14 protein-coding genes are annotated in these 17,394 nt (G+C 65.7%); 3 read left to right on the top strand and 11 right to left on the bottom strand.

Features of this window, described 5'->3' with window-relative positions:
- Positions 1–21: 21 nt before the first annotated feature.
- The 3 genes from ACIOTL_RS08670 to ACIOTL_RS08660 form a co-directional block, all read right to left on the bottom strand.
- The gene (locus tag ACIOTL_RS08670) at positions 22–468 is read right to left on the bottom strand and encodes a VOC family protein (protein ID WP_105657817.1); all 447 of its coding nucleotides are present in this window, start codon (positions 466–468) and stop codon (positions 22–24) included.
- Positions 469–561: 93 nt separating this feature from the next.
- Positions 562–1,500, bottom strand: a complete 939-nt coding sequence (locus ACIOTL_RS08665; protein ID WP_105657816.1) for a dihydrodipicolinate synthase family protein — start codon at positions 1,498–1,500, stop codon at positions 562–564.
- Complete coding sequence (locus ACIOTL_RS08660) at positions 1,497–2,441, bottom strand: DMT family transporter (protein WP_388021992.1); 945 nt, start codon at positions 2,439–2,441, stop codon at positions 1,497–1,499. The genes ACIOTL_RS08665 and ACIOTL_RS08660 overlap by 4 nt, the downstream gene beginning before the upstream one ends.
- Here ACIOTL_RS08660 and ACIOTL_RS08655 point away from each other — a divergent pair.
- Positions 2,440–3,843: a PLP-dependent aminotransferase family protein gene (locus ACIOTL_RS08655; protein WP_105657814.1), complete on the top strand. Its 1,404-nt coding sequence runs from the start codon at positions 2,440–2,442 to the stop codon at positions 3,841–3,843. The two genes, ACIOTL_RS08660 and ACIOTL_RS08655, sit on opposite strands and share 2 nt — an antisense overlap.
- Before the next feature lie 1,099 nt (positions 3,844–4,942).
- Here ACIOTL_RS08655 and ACIOTL_RS08650 read toward each other — a convergent pair.
- The 8 genes from ACIOTL_RS08650 to ACIOTL_RS08615 form a co-directional block, all read right to left on the bottom strand.
- The gene (locus ACIOTL_RS08650) at positions 4,943–5,503 is read right to left on the bottom strand and encodes a hypothetical protein (RefSeq protein WP_105661251.1); all 561 of its coding nucleotides are present in this window, start codon (positions 5,501–5,503) and stop codon (positions 4,943–4,945) included.
- Positions 5,504–5,579: 76 nt separating this feature from the next.
- Entirely contained in the window at positions 5,580–6,266 is a 687-nt protein-coding gene (locus ACIOTL_RS08645) for an N-acetylmannosamine-6-phosphate 2-epimerase (protein ID WP_332498801.1), read from the bottom strand.
- A 12-nt stretch (positions 6,267–6,278) separates the two neighbouring features.
- Positions 6,279–7,214 (bottom strand): ROK family protein, encoded by a 936-nt coding sequence (locus tag ACIOTL_RS08640; RefSeq protein WP_400342365.1) that lies wholly within the window; start codon positions 7,212–7,214, stop codon positions 6,279–6,281.
- An 11-nt stretch (positions 7,215–7,225) separates the two neighbouring features.
- Positions 7,226–8,173: a dihydrodipicolinate synthase family protein gene (locus ACIOTL_RS08635; protein WP_400342364.1), complete on the bottom strand. Its 948-nt coding sequence runs from the start codon at positions 8,171–8,173 to the stop codon at positions 7,226–7,228.
- 43 nt (positions 8,174–8,216) lie between these two features.
- A complete protein-coding gene (locus tag ACIOTL_RS08630) occupies positions 8,217–9,011 on the bottom strand; it encodes an ABC transporter ATP-binding protein (RefSeq protein ID WP_105657809.1) in 795 nt (264 codons plus the stop codon).
- A complete protein-coding gene (locus ACIOTL_RS08625) occupies positions 9,008–11,029 on the bottom strand; it encodes a dipeptide/oligopeptide/nickel ABC transporter permease/ATP-binding protein (protein ID WP_400342363.1) in 2,022 nt (673 codons plus the stop codon). The genes ACIOTL_RS08630 and ACIOTL_RS08625 overlap by 4 nt, the downstream gene beginning before the upstream one ends.
- Before the next feature lie 2 nt (positions 11,030–11,031).
- Entirely contained in the window at positions 11,032–11,988 is a 957-nt protein-coding gene (locus ACIOTL_RS08620) for an ABC transporter permease (protein WP_332488901.1), read from the bottom strand.
- A gap of 108 nt (positions 11,989–12,096) precedes the next feature.
- Positions 12,097–13,707 (bottom strand): ABC transporter substrate-binding protein, encoded by a 1,611-nt coding sequence (locus ACIOTL_RS08615; RefSeq protein ID WP_400342362.1) that lies wholly within the window; start codon positions 13,705–13,707, stop codon positions 12,097–12,099.
- Between the two features lie 103 nt (positions 13,708–13,810).
- Between ACIOTL_RS08615 and ACIOTL_RS08610 the strand changes: the two genes are divergently transcribed.
- Positions 13,811–14,569, top strand: coding sequence for a FadR/GntR family transcriptional regulator (locus ACIOTL_RS08610; protein WP_286172099.1), 759 nt, complete (start codon positions 13,811–13,813; stop codon positions 14,567–14,569).
- 44 nt (positions 14,570–14,613) lie between these two features.
- Entirely contained in the window at positions 14,614–17,259 is a 2,646-nt protein-coding gene (gene pepN / locus ACIOTL_RS08605) for an aminopeptidase N (protein ID WP_400342361.1), read from the top strand.
- The last annotated feature ends 135 nt before the right edge of the window (positions 17,260–17,394 follow it).

Genomic DNA, 17,394 nt, shown 5'->3' with positions numbered 1-17,394 from the left:
CTGGGTGCGGGTATCGGGTGGTTAACCGTTCAAGCGCTGGGCCAGCGCCACAATGATCCCCTCAGGTCCGCGAATGTATGCCATTTTCCACACGCCTTCATAGTGTCCGATGCCGCCGATCAGCGGATAGCCGTGCTGGTTCAAGTCATCCACCGTGGCCTGCAGGTCATCGAGCTCGAAAGCGATCGAACGCAGTCCCAATTCATTGGCCATCGCCGCACGGTTTCCCGGCAGGTGCGCTGGTCTTTCGAAACTCGACAGCTCGATTCCCACATTGGATCCGGGAGCCTTGAGCATCACGATATTCGTGCGCGAGTCGGGCACAGCGCAGACGGTCTCCAGGAACTCGCCTTCAAGCCCGTTCGCCCGGCCTTCCACTTCCAGCCCCAGGCTGACAAAGAAGCCGGTCACCATCTCGAGGTCGGCAACAGTGATGCCTACATGGTCGAATCGAATGGGTCGCGGCATGGGAATCGGTTCGCTTTCGCTCGAAGGTACGCCACAGCCTACCCCGATGGACGGCGGCGAACCAGATCGCCGCTGCCTTTTGGCACCGGCAAACTAGCTAGCCCCCAGTGAAAGCTCGTCCACCACCTTGGCTACCAGCTCCCGCTCTTTCGGGCTCACCGCCTGAACCGGCAGCGGCAAGCAATCTTCAGCTACCCAGCCGAAATGCTCGGCGATGGCGGCACTGATCCTAAGGCTCCCGCCGCAGTGTGCCATCAGCTCCCACAGCGGCTCCAGTCTCGCTGAGATCGCCAACGCCTTTTGCGGGTCTCCTGCCTGCACGGCACGGGTTATTGCCACCATCGGAGCCGGAACGGTTCCGCCCACCGCGGTAAACCACGCGTTGCATCCTGCGATCAGGCCAGCTGCCCCTAAAGCGTCGCCCGATACGCCGATGCCCACGTGTTCGGGCAGCACCGCACGAATTGCGGCCACGTGCTCCTTGGCCTGCACCGGATCGGCTGGAACCCCGGGAATCTTGATTGACACGATCCCGGGCAGCTGCGCGATGCGCCCGTAGAGCCGGTTGCTGAAGGCGAAGTGGGTGGTTCGGGGATTGTCGTAGACAATGACCGGCAGCTCGCTGTGTTCACTGGCCGCCTTGAACAAAGCGAAGACCTCATCGTCATTCAGCTGCTGATAGCCCACCGGGGCGAGCAGCACGCCGACGGCACCGGCGTCCCGGGCATCGCCAATATGTTCCAGGACGCGGGAAGTGCGCAGTGCACCCACGCCAGCAAGCACCGGGATCCGGTCCGCGTGCTGCACGGCCAGCTCGATGACGCGCCGGCGCTCGGCGCGATCCAGGTACATATACGAGCCAGTTGAGCCCAGCACGGTGATCGAATCCACCTCGGCCCGCACTAGCCGCTGCACCAGGCCAATGAATGCCGGCTCGTCGAGCCGGTCATCGCGCAAGGGCGTGAGCGGGAAGGCACTGAGCCCGGTCCACGCAGTTGCCGGCGCCGCGTTGTTTTTCGCTGCCAAGCTCATGATCCGTTCTCCTTAATGATGCGCTGGTTCCTCGATCTTACGGCGAGCAGTGCGCAGAGGATGACCGCGCATCCGCCCACGACGGTGGGCCAACCGATGGATTCGTGCAGCAGCAAGCCCGCCCAGCAGATGGTCATCACCGGTTGCGCCAATTGCACCTGGCTCACCTGCGCCATCGGCCCGATGGCCAATCCCCGGTACCACGCGATGAAGCCCAGGAACATGCTCACGACACCGAGATAGGCAAACGCAGCCCACTCGCCGGGTGTCGCCGTGGGCGGGTGCTGGACCGCTGAGACGGTGGCGAGCGTCAGCATCACCGGAGATGCGAGAACCAGCGCCCAGGAGATGGTTTGCCACGAGCCGAGCTCGCGCGAGAGCAAGCCGCCCTCCGCGTAGCCGATAGCGCAAGCCAGTACGGCGCCGAAAAGCAGCAAGTCTGCTCCGTGCAGCCCGCCCAGCCCGCCACCTTGCACAGCCGCAAAAGCCAGGGCGGCCAGTGCCCCGGCAGCTGCCGCAATCCAGAACCTGGTGCTCGGACGTTCCTTGGTGCGCAGCACTGCGGCAACTGCCGTCGCCGCGGGCAAAATGGCGATGACTACCGCACCGTGGCTGGCCGGAGCCGAGGTCATTGCAAAAGAGGTCAGCAGCGGAAACCCGGCGACAACTCCCCCGGCGACGACAAGCAGCCGCCAGCATTGCGGCCGCGTAGGAAATTTCTGGCCGGTCAACCAGAGTGCGGCGATGGCTAGCACTGCGGCGATCACCGATCGCCCCGCACCGGCAAACAGCGGATGCAGGTGGCCGTGCTCTACGGCGATGCGGGTGAAGGGCACGGTGAAGGAGAAAGCGAGAACGCCCAGTAGCCCCCAGAGCGGTCCGGCACCCGGGGTGGATAGCGGTTGTCCATTATTGACAGTAGCGGTACTATGTAGCTTCATGTTTAACAGTAGCAGTGAGCGTGTGGTTGCGAAACTCCAAGAGTGGATTGCGGCAGCCCCTGCCGGGAGCCAGTTGCCCTCCACGCGTGCTCTGGTGGCGGAACACGAAGTCAGCCCGGTCACGGTGCAAAAGGCTTTGCGCACGCTCATCGGCCAAGGCGTCGTTGAGTCACGCCCCGGTATCGGCACCTTCATCCGCAAGCAACCGGTAGCCCGGGCGCACGACTACGCCTGGCAAACCGCCGCGCTGGGGGTCGTCCATCGCCCGTTGCCGGAGTTGGCCGCCGCCCAGCGGGCGACACCCAATGACGTCATCTCCTTGCATTCTGGATACCCGGATCGCGAGCTGCTGCCTGAACGCCTGGTGCGCAGCGCCTTCGCCCGAGTTGCACGCAGCGACGCCGTGCTCCAGCGCACCGAAGCCGCGGGATTGCCGGAGCTGCAAAGCTGGTTCGCCAGCGAACTCGGGGCGATCACCGCGCCGGGACTGAGCGCCCCGGCGGCCAGCGATGTTGTCGTGCTCCCGGGCAGCCAAAGCGGACTGGGGTCGATCTTCCGCTCGCTGGTTGGGTCCGGAAAGCCGATGCTCATCGAATCCCCCACTTACTGGGGCGCCATCCTGGCTGCCGCGCAGGTCGGCGTGCAGCTCATCCCCATTCCCGCTGGGCCGCACGGTCCGGACACCGAGGTATTGGACCGTGCTTTCGAGCAAACCGGGGCTCGCGCTTTCTACGCGCACCCGAATTTCGCCAACCCCACCGGCGCCCGCTGGTCGCCCGAGGTTTCGCTGCGGGTACTGGAGATCCTGAAGCATCGCGGCGCGTTCCTGGTGGAAGATGACTGGGCCAAGGATTTCGGGATCGACGTGGATTCTTCACCGGTCGCCGCCCGTGATGACAGCGGCCATGTGGTGTATCTGCGATCCCTGACCAAGAGCGTTTCCCCTGCAGTGCGCGTGGCCGGGGTAATTGCCAGGGGCCCGGCACGTGAACGGATCCTGGCCGACAACCAAGCGCAATCGATGTATGTCAGCGGCCCGCTGCAAGCGGTCGCATTGGATGTGGTCACGCAACCCGGGTGGCGCACCCATTTGTGCTCCGTGCGCCAGCAGCTGGCAACCCGCAGGGACCTGGTCCTGGATGCTTTGGCGCAGCATCTGCCCGAAGCCCAGGTTGAACAGATCCCCCGAGGCGGGCTGAACCTCTGGGTACGGCTGCCCGATACAGCTAATCCGGCACAGCTGGTGCGCGACTGCGAGATGCGCGGTGTAGCGATCGCGGCCGGCGACAGCTGGTTCCCTGCCGAGCCGACCGGACGCTTTTTGCGGTTGAACTTTGCTGGTCCGAATCCCGGAGCCTTCAGCCAGGGAGTCGAGATCATTGGCCAGGTGCTGCGCGGCTAGTTGTACGTCTCCGAAATACTCAAAGAGTCCAATGGTGGACCGCGAACGCGTACCATCCCACTGCCGCCTTAGCGATCTCCGACTCCCAACGCGCCGCACTGGAAGTGATCGCGAGATCGCAGACCGCCTCCCAAGTTAACATGCAACGCGCGCAGGTCCTGCTGACGGCCACCGACGGTCTGGCTAACGAATCGGCCTCCAAGGTGGCCAGGGTACCTCCGGGGAAGGTCCGCGCATGGCGAACCCGTTTCGAATAGAAAGGGCTGGCCATCTTCCCCTTCACCACCCGCGGACACACCCTACCCCCGCTGCGCCGGCAACAGCTCATGCAACAGCTCCGAACGGCACACCGCGAATAGCTGCCGGAGATTCTCAGTGGGAAAACCGGGCTGGCCGGCCATGGAATGCCGTGCGGTCCATAACGAAAGCGTAAAAAAACCCTCAAAGGTTCCTCCCCGAACTTAAAGGCACCCTCGCCAATCAATGTGAGCAAAGGGTAAGAAGTGTACAAATACCCATAGATTTCCTTCATCACCCCGCCTTTGGAATTTTCAAACTCACTACTACCGAAGGACCACACTGATGGGTATTCATTTCTTTAAAGCACAGCAGTACCGGTACGAAGTTCGAGATTTGCCCACCAAGCTCGCGTTCCATCCTGGTTAGCTTTGTGGTTGCCTGTACTGCGAATCTCGTGATTTCATCACTGAAAGTGCTATTGAGACGGGCTACTGGACGCGGTGAGGACTGGCTTGTAATTGCCGCCATCCAACGACCGCTCTGCCGCGATGCCGCACAACGAAATGGCTGATTGCCCTACCAGTTATTCACTGAACAGCGAGTGTCAACAATGAGCGTTGTTCTTAGTCATAACGCCTCTTGGAATAATTACGAGCAACTGCATTACTCATAATCGTTCTCGTGCCGTTCGGCGGATAGCCAAGTGGTGCTCGCTCCACCGATCGATAGCGGCTCTCGGCATTGATGCACTGGCCAGAAGTGAAATGACCGGCCAGCATCTCCTTTCCGGAAGAAGAAAGAAGGCCCCGGTGAATGAAAAATAATTTCATCCACCGGGGCCTGTCGAACTCTTTGCTGGCTACAGTCCGTCTACCTCGACCAGGCCGCGGCGCGTAGGCACCGGGGCCACGTGCGTGCCGTTGGCCGCCACGCGCTGAACCGACAGCAACCGCGGCGGCGCGCCGTCGGCGGTTTGCAGGATCCACGGACCGACCATCAGGTAGCCGCGATCATTTTCGGCCTCGGTGACCACGCCGGTAATCACGAAATCACCGTAGGGTTCCTGGCTGAAGGATGCGGCAACCAAATCGCCGTGGGACAGCTCGGAAACTTCAACGTCTTCCGGGGCGAACTCGCCTTCGAAGACTGCGGGGAAGGCGCGCACGTCCTTATCAGGCTGGCGGGCCATGGTTTCGCCGCCGTCGGCGTCTTTGGCTTTCTTCTTGGCAGCGGCCGCGTTCAGCCCGCCAACCATGACGTCGTCGAGCACCGTGGCGTGCGCGGCGCCGGTGATCAGGAAGTTGCCGAAGCGGGCGGTCTTGTAGAGCACCGAGATCACGTCTCCGGCTTCCACCTCGCCGAAGGCCGCTTTCATGCCGGCTACATCGCGCTTGGAAGGGCCCTTGATAAAGACGTCCACGGGGTGATTCTCCGATTCTGCAGGAATTAGGTTCTGCGCTTAAGCGTAGGCCAGTTACCAGCCACGAAGAAAACGCCTAGCCTCGCAGGGCGGCGTCGAACCATCCGGTAATGCTCGCCGGATGGGTGATCGCGGTGCCCACCACCACGGCGAACGCGCCGGCATCCAGCGCGGCTTTGGCCTGCGCCGGGGTGTGGATCCGGCCCTCGGCAATCAGTGGCGGCTCCAGGCCCGCTGCTGCGATCTGCTCCAGCAGCTCAAGGTCCGGCCCCTCAGTCTTGTCCCGTTCCCCGGTGTAGCCGGCCAGCGTGGTGCCGATCAGATCGGCCCCGGCCTGCGCGGCGGCCAGCGCGTCGTCCAGCGACCCGCAGTCGGCCATCACCAAGGCGGCAGACCGTTCGTGGACCGCGCTAATGGTTTGTTCCAGGCTCTTGCCGTCGGGCCGTTCGCGGCGGGTGCCGTCCAGGGCCACGATGTGCGCCCCGGCGTTGGCCACCGCCAAGGCGTGGTGGATGGTGGGGGTGATGAACACGCCCTCATGGCCGTCCTTGAACAGCCCGATGACCGGCACCTCGACGGCCGAACGGGTGAATTGGATATCCGCGATGCCCTGCACGCGCACCGCGCCGGCGCCTCCGATCACCGCCGAGGCAGCCACCTGCGCCATGGTCTGCGGGTGGCGCATCGGCTCCCCCGGATAGGCTTGCGCCGAAACGATCAGCCGTCCGCGCAGGGCTTGCAGTGCTGCTGCCGAAAGCAACATGTCTTTCTCCTCTTAGTCTTGTGGCCAGAATAGGCTGGCCGCCCCGATCAGGGCGGCATCGGTTCCCAAACGGGCAGGTTCCAGCGCGGTGCCCCGCACCAGGTCGATGGCGCTGGCGGCGAAGCCCTCGCGCAGACCCTCCCACCAGATCTTCCCCGCCCCGGCCATCCCGCCGGCAATGACGATTTTCTGCGGGTCCAGCACGTTGGCCAGCGATCCGGCGGCGGCGCCTGCGGCCAGGCCTCCGGTATGCACTGCCCGATAGGCCAAGGCGTCGCCGGCTTCGGCCAGCGCGGTCACCGCCTGGGTGTCGCGCACTTGCGGGTTGCCGGCCAAGCGCTGGTAGTGCCGGTGGATCGCGGGCCCGGCGGCGATCGCCTCCACATGCCCGGTGCGTCCGCAGGAGCATTCCAGCCCGGTGGCGTAGGCCGAATCGATGTGCCCCATATGCCCGGCCACGTGGTGGAAGCCGGTGACCAGCTGGCCGCCGTGCAGGTAGGCTCCGCCGATTCCGGTGCCGATGGCCAACAGCATCACCTGGCCGGTTCCCCGGCCCGCGCCGAAGCGGGCCTCGCCCAAACCGTGGGCGTGCACGTCATTGACCGCGCGCACCGCTAAACCGGTGAGCCGTCCCAGTTCGGCCGCCATGTCGGTGCCGGCCCAGCCCGCCAAGGTATCAGTGGCCGATACCACCTTCGCGGTTTCCGGGTCGATGACCCCGGCGGCGCCGATACCCAATCCGGCCGGCTGCGCCGAGCATGCACCGCGCAGCTGCTGCACCACGCCGGCCATGGCCGCGATGATTGCGGCGGCGCCTTCGCGGGCCGGTGTGGGTGCTTGGCTGCGCGCGGTGATGGTGCCATCGCGGCGCACTACGGCGCCGGCGATCTTGGTGCCGCCCAGATCCAGGGCGAGCACCTCGCCGGCGCCTGCTAGTTGTTCTTGCACTGGGCCAGGGCCTACTTGGCGGCCACCGGCAGCAGGCCGGTTTCGGCCAGGATCCCGCGGATCGCGGCGGCCTCGGAGGCATCCAGCGACGCCATCGGGGCGCTCATGGCGTTATTGGCGATGATGCCCAGTTCCACCAGGGCGGTCTTGAAGGCGCCCAGGCCCGCAGCCCCTGGCGACACCCGGGAAGCATCCGGGGTGTAGACGATGTCGAAGACGCGGGCCAGGCGGTCCTGTTCGGCCGCGGCGCCGGCCCAATTGCCGGCCACGGCCAGGTCGAACAGGCGGCGGTAGCCGGCTGGGTCCACGTTGCCCAGGCCCGGGACCACGCCGTGGGCTCCGCCCAGCAGCGCCCCGTCCACGACGACCTCATGGCCGGTGAACACCGAGAAGCCCTCGATGTCCTTGGTGGCCAGCAGCAGCTGGCGGAAGGACACGTCGTCGCCCGAGGAGTCCTTCACGCCCACGATGGCGCCGGACTGCGCCAGCCGGATGGCCACATCCAGCGGCAGCTTGTGGTGGGTGCGCACCGGCACGTCGTAGGCGAAGATGTCGACCTGCAGGGCGTCGTGGATGGCGGTGAAGTGCGCTTCGATCTCCGGGCCGTTGGAGATGGCATAGAACGGGGTGGTGACCACCAGCGCGTCGGCGCCCAGGGCGATCAGGCGCTGGCCCTCGTCGATGACGCGGGCGGTGGTCTGCTCGCTGGCACCGACCAGCACCGGCACGCGGCCAGCGTTGGCGGCCACGATCCGGGCGAGTACCGCGTCGCGTTCGGCATTGGCCAGGTAAGGCACCTCGCCGGAGGAACCGAGCACGAACAGGCCGGCCACTCCCCCGTCGATCAGGTGTTCCACCACGGCATCCAGGCCGGCGGCGTCAATGGCGCCATCGGCGGTGCGCGGGGTGATGACCGGCGGGATGACGCCGGAGTACTTCGGGTTGTTCGTGTAAGCCACGGGGATTCGGTCTTTCTCTAGGTGCCGCAATTGCGGCGATTGGTTAGTGCTCCAGCAGTGCCGGGGCAGCACCCAACAGGGTGCGGGTGTAGTCATTGGTGGGCGCGTCGAATACCTGTGCGGCATCGCCTCGCTCGACGATTTGCCCGGAGTTCATCACGCAGATGGTGTCCGAAACATAGCGCACGGTCTGGATATCGTGGGAGATGAACACCATGCCCAGGTTCAGCTCGGATTTCAGGTCGGTGAGCAGGTTCAGCACCTGTGCCCGCACCGAGACATCCAGCGCGCTGGTGGGCTCATCGGCCACGATCACCGCAGGTTCCAGGGCCAGCGCCCTGGCGATGGCCACGCGCTGGCGCTGGCCGCCGGAGACCTGGCTGGGCAGGGCCGAGGCCGCAGAAGCCGGCAGGCCCACCACCTCAAGCAGTTCCAGCGCCTTGGCCTTGCGCGAAGCATCGCTGCCGATGCCATGCACGCGCAGCGGGTCGGTGAGCGTGTCCATGATCGACATGCGCGGATTCAGCGCGGTGGCCGGGTCCTGGAAGACCACGCCCACGCTGCGCCCGAACTCCTTGCGGCCTGCGGCGTTGCGCTTGCCCACCGGCTTGCCGTTGAACAGCACCTGCCCGCTGGTGGGTTCCTGCAGTCCCACCAGCACCGAGGCCAGGGTGGACTTGCCGCAACCGGATTCGCCCACGATGCCCACGGTCTGCCCGCGGCGCACCGCGAAGTCCACCCCGTTGACGGCCTTGATCAGGCGCGGGGAGAACAGCTTGCCGCCGCGGATCTTGTGGTGCACGTGGATATCCTGCAGCTCGATGATCGCGTTGCTCATTTGCTGGCTCCTTGAAGGTGGCTGCCATTGCCCTGGTGGCTGGCCCAGCGGTGCTCGCTGCCGGCGTCCACCGGGACGAAGGACAGGTGCTGGTCCGGGTCGGCGCCGGCACGCTGCGAACGCTCGGCGAAGCGGTCGCCGGCGGCGAAATCGTACGGGCTGGGGACGGTGCCCGGGATCTGGTGCAGGCGTTCAGCCTTCGACTCGATGGAGAGCACCGCGCCGAGCAGGCCCTGGGTGTATTCGTGATGCGGGTCAGTGAGCACCTCGCTGATCGGACCGGACTCCACCACCTGGCCGGCGTACATCACGGTGACCCGGTGGGCCAGCGAGGCCACCAGTGCCAGGTCGTGGGAGACGAAGACCATCGCGAAGCCCAGCTGCTCGCGCAGCTCGTTGAGCAGGTCGACCACCTGCTTCTGCACGGTGACATCCAGCGCGGTGGTCGGCTCGTCGCAGACCACCAGCTTGGGGCTGCGCGAGAGGGCCATGGCGATCAGCACGCGCTGGCGCTGGCCGCCGGAGAGCTCATGCGGGTAGGAGCGCAGGGTGCGCTTGGCGTCCAGCTTGACCAGGGCGAGCAATTCCTCGGGGGTCTTGCGTCCGCCGCGGCGGGTGAGCTGGCGCAACTGGTCGCCGATGAGCATCGAGGGGTTCAGGCTGGAGAGCGCGTCCTGGTAGACCATCGCGATCTGCTGGCCGCGCAGTCCCTTGTAGACCTTGTCGTCCCCGGCCCGGGTGCCGCCATCGGAGGTGGCCGGCAGCAGTTCCCTGCCCTCGAAGGTGATGGAACCGGAGAGCCGGGCGCTTCCCGGCAGCAGCCCCATGATGGCCAGCGAGGTGATGGACTTGCCGCAGCCGGATTCGCCCACCAGCGCCATGGTTTCGCCCTCGCGCACCGCGAAGGAGACATCCTGCACGATCGGGGTGTCCCCGTAGCGCTCCGGGAAGCGGATGGACAGGTTCTTGACCTCCAGGATAGTGCGCGGCGCGCCCTGGGAGGTATCGAGCACCAGGCGGTCGGTGCGCTGGGCCTCGGCCGCTGCCAGCAGGTCCAGTTCCCCGCGCAGCCGCTCGGCGGCCTGCGGGTCCGCGGCCGCCTTGGCCTTGGCCAGCGCAGGCTCGCCGTTCTTCTTCGCCTGCTTCCTGGCCGAGCCCTTGGTGTTCACCAGCGCATCGGTCATGCCTTCGGCCAGCATGTTCAGCGCCAGCACGGTCAGCAGGATCACCAGGCCGGCGAAGGTGGTCGCCCACCACGCGCCGTTGAGCACCAGGGTGCGGCCGTAGGAGATCACGTTGCCCCAGCTCGGGGCCGGATCCTGGATGCCTGCACCGAGGAAGGACAGGGATGCTTCGAGGATGATGGCGTCGGCCACCATCACGGTGGCGAAGACCATCACCGGGGCCGCGCAGTTGCGCAGCACGTGGGTGCCCAGGATGTAGAAGCGCCCGGCGCCGATCACGCGTTCGGCGCGCACATAGTCCTCGCCCCATTGGGCCAGCACGTTGGCACGGACCACCCGGGCGATCTGCGGGGTGTAGATGATCGCGATGGACAAGATGATCACCGGCAAGGTGTTGCCCAGCGAAGCCAGCAGCGCGGCGGCCAGGGCGATGCCCGGGAAGGCCATCACCATGTCCATGATGCGCATGATCGTCTCATTGGCCCATTTGGCGCTGGTGGCGGCCAACGCACCGAGCAGCCCGCCCATGACCAGTGCCAGCGCCACCGACCCCAGGCCGACCAGCAGCGAGGCTTGGGCGCCGAAGAGCAGGCGCGAGTAGATGTCGCGGCCCAGCCGGTCGGTGCCGAAGAAGTGCTCGGCGCTCGGCTTCTGCGCCGGGATTCCGGTGGCCAGCGGGTCGTGCGGGGCAATCAGCGGGGCGAAGAGGGCCACCGCGGCGATGGCCAGCAGGAAGGCCAAGGCGATTTTGGAGCCTGCCGGCAGCGCCTTGAAGCGGGCGCCGGACTCGGAAAGGCGGTTCACGAGGTTGTTGCGTGGGGCCATGATGCTCATCCCTACACCGTCCTAATTCGCGGGTTGATCAGCAGGTAGAGCAAGTCGACGATGATGTTCACGAGCACGAAGGTGATCGCGATGGTCAGCGTGACGCCCTGGACCAGGTTGGTGTCCTTGTTGGTAATGCCGTTCATGATCAGCTGTCCCATGCCGGGCAGGGAGAAGATCATCTCGATGACCACTGCACCGCCCAGCAGGTAGCCGATGCGCAGCCCGAGCACGGTCACCGGGGTGACCAGGGCGTTGCGCAGCACGTTCTTGGAGATCACTTCGCCGCGCGGCACGCCGTTGCCGATGGCGGTGCGCACGTAGTCGCGGTCCAGTTCCTCGACCATCGAGGTGCGCACCACGCGGGTGAGCGAGGCGGAAACCGGGATGGCCAGGGCCAGGGCCGGCAGCGCCATATGCAGCAGCCAGGTGCCCGGGCCCGATCCTTCGGGGGCAGCTCCCCCGGAGGGGAACAGCGGGCTGGAACCCAGGGCGAACCACTGGATGAGCAGGATGCCCAGCCAGAAGGACGGGGTGGCGATCGCCGCGATGGAGAAGATGCGGACCAGCTGGTCCGGCCAGCCATCGCGGTACAGCGCACCGAGCAGGCCGAAGGCCAGCGAGATGACCACGGCGATGACCACGCCCAGGAAGGTCAGCTGCAAGGTCAGCGGGAACGCGCCGGCGATCATCTGGGAGACCGATTGGGCCGGCGGGGTGGTCAGTCCGAAGTCCAGGCGGATGAGCCGGCCGATGAAGCTGATGTACTGGACCACCAGCGCGTCGTTCAGGCCGCGTTCCTCGCGGTAGGCCTCTTTGGCGGCCTCGGAGGCACCCTCGCCCAGCGCGGAGGTGGCTTCATCGCCCGGGGCCAGCTTCATGATGATGAAGACCATGGCGGAGATGCCAAGGACCATCACCGGCAGCGCGGCCAGGCGGCGTAAGAGCAGGTTGAGGAAATTCCCCATGGAGTAGCTCCGTCGAGTATCGAAGTGTGCAGGTCATTGCGCTGTGCGGGCCGGGCGGCACGGCGTGGGTGCCGTGCCTCCCGGCCTGCTGCGCGGGGCCGGGGCCAGCTAGGCCTTGCGGTTCACGCCGACAAAGGAGATGCCGGTGGTTGGCAGCGGTGCGAAGCCTTCCAGCGCGTTTTCGTCCCAGGCCGATGGCAGCTGGCGGTGCAGCACCGGGTAGAGCGGGGCCTGGTCGGCGACGATGTTGATCGCCTTGCCCCACGCCGCCATGGCCTTGTTCGAATCATCGGTCTGGATGGCCGCGTCCAGCTGCTTCTGCAGCTCCTTGTATTCGGGTGTATCGTTCCAGCGGAAGCGGTTCTTCGGCCAGACATCGCCTCGGTAGAACCAGCTCATCAGCAGGTCCAGGTCGTTGCCGAAGACCGATGGGTCGCCCGGGGCGGCCACCACCGAGAAGGTGCCGCTGTCCACGTTGTCGGTGTACAGCGCGCCGGACTGCAGGTTCTTCATGGTGACCTTCACGCCCGGGATCTTGTTCCAGGATTCGAGGATCAGCGGGGCGATGTCCTTGACCCACGAGGTGTCGGTGGTCAGCAGCTCGAATTCCAGCTTGTCCACGCCGGCTTCGGCCAGCAGCGCCGCGGCCTTCGCCGCGTCGTAGCCGTAGACCGTATCCGCCTTGATGTACTGCGGGTGGCTTTCTTGCACATAGGAGCTGGCCGCCTTGGCGTTGCCCAGCAACGCGGTGCTGATGATCGACTCGGTGTCCAGGCCGTAGTGCAGTGCCTGGCGGACCAGCGCGTTGTCGAATGGCTTCTTGGCGCAGTTGAACATCAGGAACAGCAGGCCGAAGGAATCGGCGCTCTTCACCGTGGCCTTCGAAGCCAGGCGGTCCATATCCAGGTACGGAACGTCCTCGATGGCCTGCACGCGGCCCGATTCCATGGCGGTCACGCGGGCCGCCGCATCGGAGAGCAGGAACCAGGTCATGCCGCTGGCGGCCGCCGGGTACTTGCCGTTGTAGTCCTCGAACTTCTCGAAGACGATCTTGTCGTCCTTGGTGGCCGAGACCAGCTTGTACGGGCCGGTGCCGATCGGTGCGGCGTCGAAGGCGGCCTGGTCCTTGGAAGCCACGGCCTTCGGCACGATCTTGACCACCGAGATGCGGGTCGGGAACAGCGGGAAGGCGTAGTTCAGCGTGAACGCCACGGTCTTCTCGTCCTTGGCCTTCACCGACTTGATGAAGGGGATGAACTGGGCGAACAACGAGGCGTTGCCGGTGTCCAGCACCCGCTCGAAGGAGTAGACGACGTCCTGGATGGTGACCGCTTCCCCGTTGTGGAAGGTGGCCCCGTCGCGCAGGGTGATTTCCCAGCTGGTGTCGTCAATCTGCTTCGGCTCCGCCGCTGCCAGCGCCAGGTACGGTTCACGGGTGGCCGGGTGCAGGTCCACCAGGCCTTCGAAGATGTGCATGTTGGCGGCGAACGGGGTCGCGCCGGAGGAGGTCATCGGGTCGAAACCGGTGGACAGGGCGTAGGAAATGCCTGCCTCGATGGTGCCCGTGCCGGCAGCTGCGGTGCTGCCCGCGCCACCGCTGGCTCCTGGGGAGCAGGCGGCCAGGCTGGCCGAGAATGCCGCAGCAGCGCCAACCATGCCGGTGATCTTCAGGAAATCTCGTCGTGCAAAGGGCTTGTTGGCTACTTCGTTCAAAGCCATTCTTGCCACCTCCAGGAAAATGAGTGAGTGTTGTAGGACGTAGGATGTCCGATCTATGGTCTAGACTGTAGTGGACGTCACGCCGCATGGTCAACTGCGTCACATGAACTTCTCCGCCCGCCGAGGAAAGCAGGATCCGTTGAGCACGATGCCAGCCCGCCGATCAGATGCCCGTGCCCGCCTGCGCGCGCTGACCAATGACATCACCGCGCTGATCCTGGAACGCGGACTGCTGCCCGGGGACCCGCTGCCCACCGAGCAGGAACTCATGGCCGAGCTGGGCGTGGGGCGCAACTCCCTGCGCGAGGCGATCAAGGTGCTCCAGGCCCTGGGCATCATCGACACCCGCCACGGTTTCGGCATGTTCGTGGCCCAGGAAAACCTCAACGCCCTGCATGACTCCCTGGCCTTCCGCGGGCAGATGTCGCTGCGCCACCATGGCCATGAGGCCAGTGAGCTGGTCGATGTCCGCCAGGCACTGGAAACCGGCCTGATCGGCCTGGCCATCCGCGCGGTCACCGACGAGCACCTGGAGGCCTTGGAGCAGTGCGTAAGCCAGATGGAGCAGCACGCGGCGCGCGAGGAGACCTTCGTCGAGCAGGACAAGGCCTTCCACCGCATCCTCTTCGAGCCGCTGGGCAACCAGCTGCTGACCAACCTGCTCGGAGTGTTCTGGGATGTCTACCGCACCATCTACGATGCGATCGACTCCGATCTGGAAATCACCCAGCCGGCCAAGACCGCCCAGGACCACCGCGATATCCTCGACGCGGTACGCGCCAAGGACGTGGAAACCGCCCGGCAGTTGATCTCCGAGCACTTCCACGGCATTCGCGCCCTGCTGGCGAGCCGGGAAGTTTAGCAAAAAGAACCCTAAAGCATTCCTTTCACAGCTAAGCTGGGGTGGTGGACACACTTCAACGCTATGCACCCAATGAAAACCTCAGGCGCGACGAAGCGGCCTGGCGCGCACGGAATATCGAATGGCACTTCGCCGAGGTCCAGCTCGATCTTTCCAATGCCACCGATCGCACAGCCACCAGCTTCAGCTCGATCACCACGCTGAACTTCAGCTCCAAGGATCCGGCAGCCTTCATCGACTTCATCCACGAATCCGTGGACGAGGTACTGGTCAACGGCACCGCGATCGACCTGGAATCCGCAGTGCTCGATGCACGCATCTACCTCGATCAGCTGCGCACCGACGTGCCGAACACCGTGAAGATCACCGGGCGGGCGATCTACTCGCGCTCCGGCGAGGGGCTGCACCGCTTCGTGGATCCGCAGGATGGGCAAACCTACCTCTACACCCAGTTCGAGCCTTCCGAGGCGCGCCGGGTCTTCGCCTGCTTCGAGCAGCCCGACCTGAAGACCAGCTACCGCTTCACCCTCACCGGCCCGGCAACCTGGCATCTGGCCAGCAACCAGCCGATCGTCGATGAGGTACTGCACGATGACGGCACCAAGACCGTGGCCTGCGCCCCGACTCCCCCGATCTCCAGCTACATCACCGCGGTGCTGGCCGGACCGTACCACGTGGTGCGCGGCGAGCACCTCCAGCGGCTGGAGGACGGCGAAGAGCTGAGCATCGAGATGGCCGCCACCTGCCGCGCCTCGCTGGCCGAGCACTTCGACGGCGACGAGATCATCAAGCTGACCAGCCAGGGCCTGGACTACTACCACCAGCTGTTCGACTACCCCTACCCGTGGGGCAAGTACGACTCGGCGTTCGTGCCCGAGTACAACCTCGGCGCCATGGAAAACCCGGGCCTGGTCACCTTCACCGAACGCTACGTCTTCACCTCGCACGCCACCGAAGGCCAGTACGAGCAGCGCGGCAACACCCTGATGCACGAAATGGCGCACATGTGGTTCGGCGACCTGGTCACCATGAAGTGGTGGGATGACCTGTGGCTCAAGGAATCCTTCGCCGACTACATCGGCACCCTGGCCAACGACGAAGCCACCGATTTCACCACCGCGTGGACCACCTTCGCGGCGCGCCGCAAGGCCTGGGCCTACGTGGCCGACCAGATGCCCACCACCCACCCCATCGTGGCCGACATCCCGGACCTGCTGGCCGCGGACCAGAATTTCGATGGCATCACCTATGCCAAGGGCGCCAGCGTGCTCAAGCAGCTGGCCGCCTTTGTCGGCGCCGAGGCCTTCCGCGACGCCGCCCGCGCCTACTTCCGCAAGCACGCCTACGGCAATACCTCGCTGGATGACTTCCTCGAAGCGCTCGAAGCGGCCAGCGGCCGCGATATGGGCCAGTGGGCGGATGCCTGGCTGAAGACCAGCGGCGTGCCGAAGCTGCACGTCGAGTACACCACCGATGCCGGCGGCACCATCACCGCGGCATCGCTGATCCAGTCGGGCACCGATCCGGTCACCGGGCAGAAGATCGCCCGCCCGCATGTGCTTTCGGTCGGCGCCTACCAGCTGGACGGGAGCCAGCTGGTGCGCACCGACTCGGTGGACGTGGAGCTCTCCGGCGAATCGGCGGCCCTGGACTTCCTGGTCGGACGCCGGATCCCGGATCTGCTGCTGCCCAACGACGGCGATGAGACCTATGCGCTGATCGAATTCGACCCGGTTTCGCGTGCCACCTTGCTCGGCCACCTCTCGGGCCTGGGCGACTCGCTGCCCCGCGCCACCTGCTGGGCGTCGCTGTGGGATGCGGTGCGTTCGGCCACCTTGGATGCGCAAAGCTACGTGCAGGCGATCCTCGATCACGCGCACGCCGTCACCGACGCGGGCGTCTTCGGGGTGCTTACCGACCAGTTGGCCACCTCGATTTCCAAGTACGTTGCCCCCGAGCTGCGCGCGGAGCTGCGCCAGAAGGCCGCCGCAACCCTCACCGGGTGGCTCACCCGGTTCGAGGCCGGCGGAGACCAGCAGACCACCACCGCGCGCACCCTGGTTCGCCTGGCCCGTGCCGGCGTGGCTCCGGAGGTGCTCGACGCCTTCCTGGGCGAGCAGCCCAATGCCTACCAGGTCACCGTCGATGAGCAGCTGCTGTGGGGTTCCTACATCGCGCTGGCCGCTTCCGGCCGGCTCGACGAGGCCGCCGAGGCATCCATGCACGAAGCGGCCAAGGCCAACCCCACCAGCGTGGCGCAGAATTCGGTTCGCACCGCGCTGGCGGCGCGCCCGGATCCGCAGGCCAAGGACACCGCTTTCGACACCGTGCTAATGGCGCGCGATGAACACGGGGAGCTGTCCAACGATGCCCTCTCGGCCACCGCGCTGGGCTTCACCATGGGTTCCTCCGCCCTGCTGGCACCGTTCGAGGAACGCTACTGGGCCGCGATCCTGCCGGCCTTCGAGACCATGGGCATGGAATTCGCCACGCGCGTGATCGAGGGGCTGTATCCAGGGCACCAGGATCTCCAGGGCGCCATCGAGCAGAACCATGCACTGGCTACCGCTACCGCATGGCTGGAACGCCATGAGAGCGCACCGGCCGCCCTCAAGCGCATCCTGCTTGAGGAACGCGCAGAACTGGAACGCTCGCTGAAGGCCCAGGCCTACAGCCGCACCAGCCGCTAGGCGCTGGCCCTCCGAAGGCCGGCCCGCTGCTTATCCACGCAGCGGGCCGGCTTTTCCGTGCCGCTACACGCTGCCGGCGCAGCGGAGATGGCAGGGCCACAGCACCATGACTTTAAGCAAAACAAGGGTCTGGCC

The sequence above is a fragment of the Glutamicibacter sp. NPDC087673 genome (assembly GCF_044743255.1).
Classification (GTDB): Bacteria; Actinomycetota; Actinomycetes; order Actinomycetales; family Micrococcaceae; genus Glutamicibacter.
The sequence above is the reverse complement of the archived record's forward strand: the minus strand, read 5'-3'. Positions and strand labels throughout refer to the sequence as shown.

What these genes read in the sequence shown, in the direction of transcription:
- ACIOTL_RS08625 (WP_400342363.1), bottom strand. Translation starts at nt 11,029, where the DNA reads ATGAGCATCATGGCCCCACGCAACAACCTCGTGAACCGCCTTTCCGAG.
- ACIOTL_RS08610 (WP_286172099.1), top strand. Translation starts at nt 13,811, where the DNA reads ATGAACTTCTCCGCCCGCCGAGGAAAGCAGGATCCGTTGAGCACGATG.
- ACIOTL_RS08630 (WP_105657809.1), bottom strand. Translation starts at nt 9,011, where the DNA reads ATGAGCAACGCGATCATCGAGCTGCAGGATATCCACGTGCACCACAAG.
- ACIOTL_RS08655 (WP_105657814.1), top strand. Translation starts at nt 2,440, where the DNA reads ATGTTTAACAGTAGCAGTGAGCGTGTGGTTGCGAAACTCCAAGAGTGG.
- ACIOTL_RS08660 (WP_388021992.1), bottom strand. Translation starts at nt 2,441, where the DNA reads ATGAAGCTACATAGTACCGCTACTGTCAATAATGGACAACCGCTATCC.
- ACIOTL_RS08645 (WP_332498801.1), bottom strand. Translation starts at nt 6,266, where the DNA reads ATGTTGCTTTCGGCAGCAGCACTGCAAGCCCTGCGCGGACGGCTGATC.
- ACIOTL_RS08620 (WP_332488901.1), bottom strand. Translation starts at nt 11,988, where the DNA reads ATGGGGAATTTCCTCAACCTGCTCTTACGCCGCCTGGCCGCGCTGCCG.
- ACIOTL_RS08670 (WP_105657817.1), bottom strand. Translation starts at nt 468, where the DNA reads ATGCCGCGACCCATTCGATTCGACCATGTAGGCATCACTGTTGCCGAC.
- ACIOTL_RS08665 (WP_105657816.1), bottom strand. Translation starts at nt 1,500, where the DNA reads ATGAGCTTGGCAGCGAAAAACAACGCGGCGCCGGCAACTGCGTGGACC.
- ACIOTL_RS08615 (WP_400342362.1), bottom strand. Translation starts at nt 13,707, where the DNA reads ATGGCTTTGAACGAAGTAGCCAACAAGCCCTTTGCACGACGAGATTTC.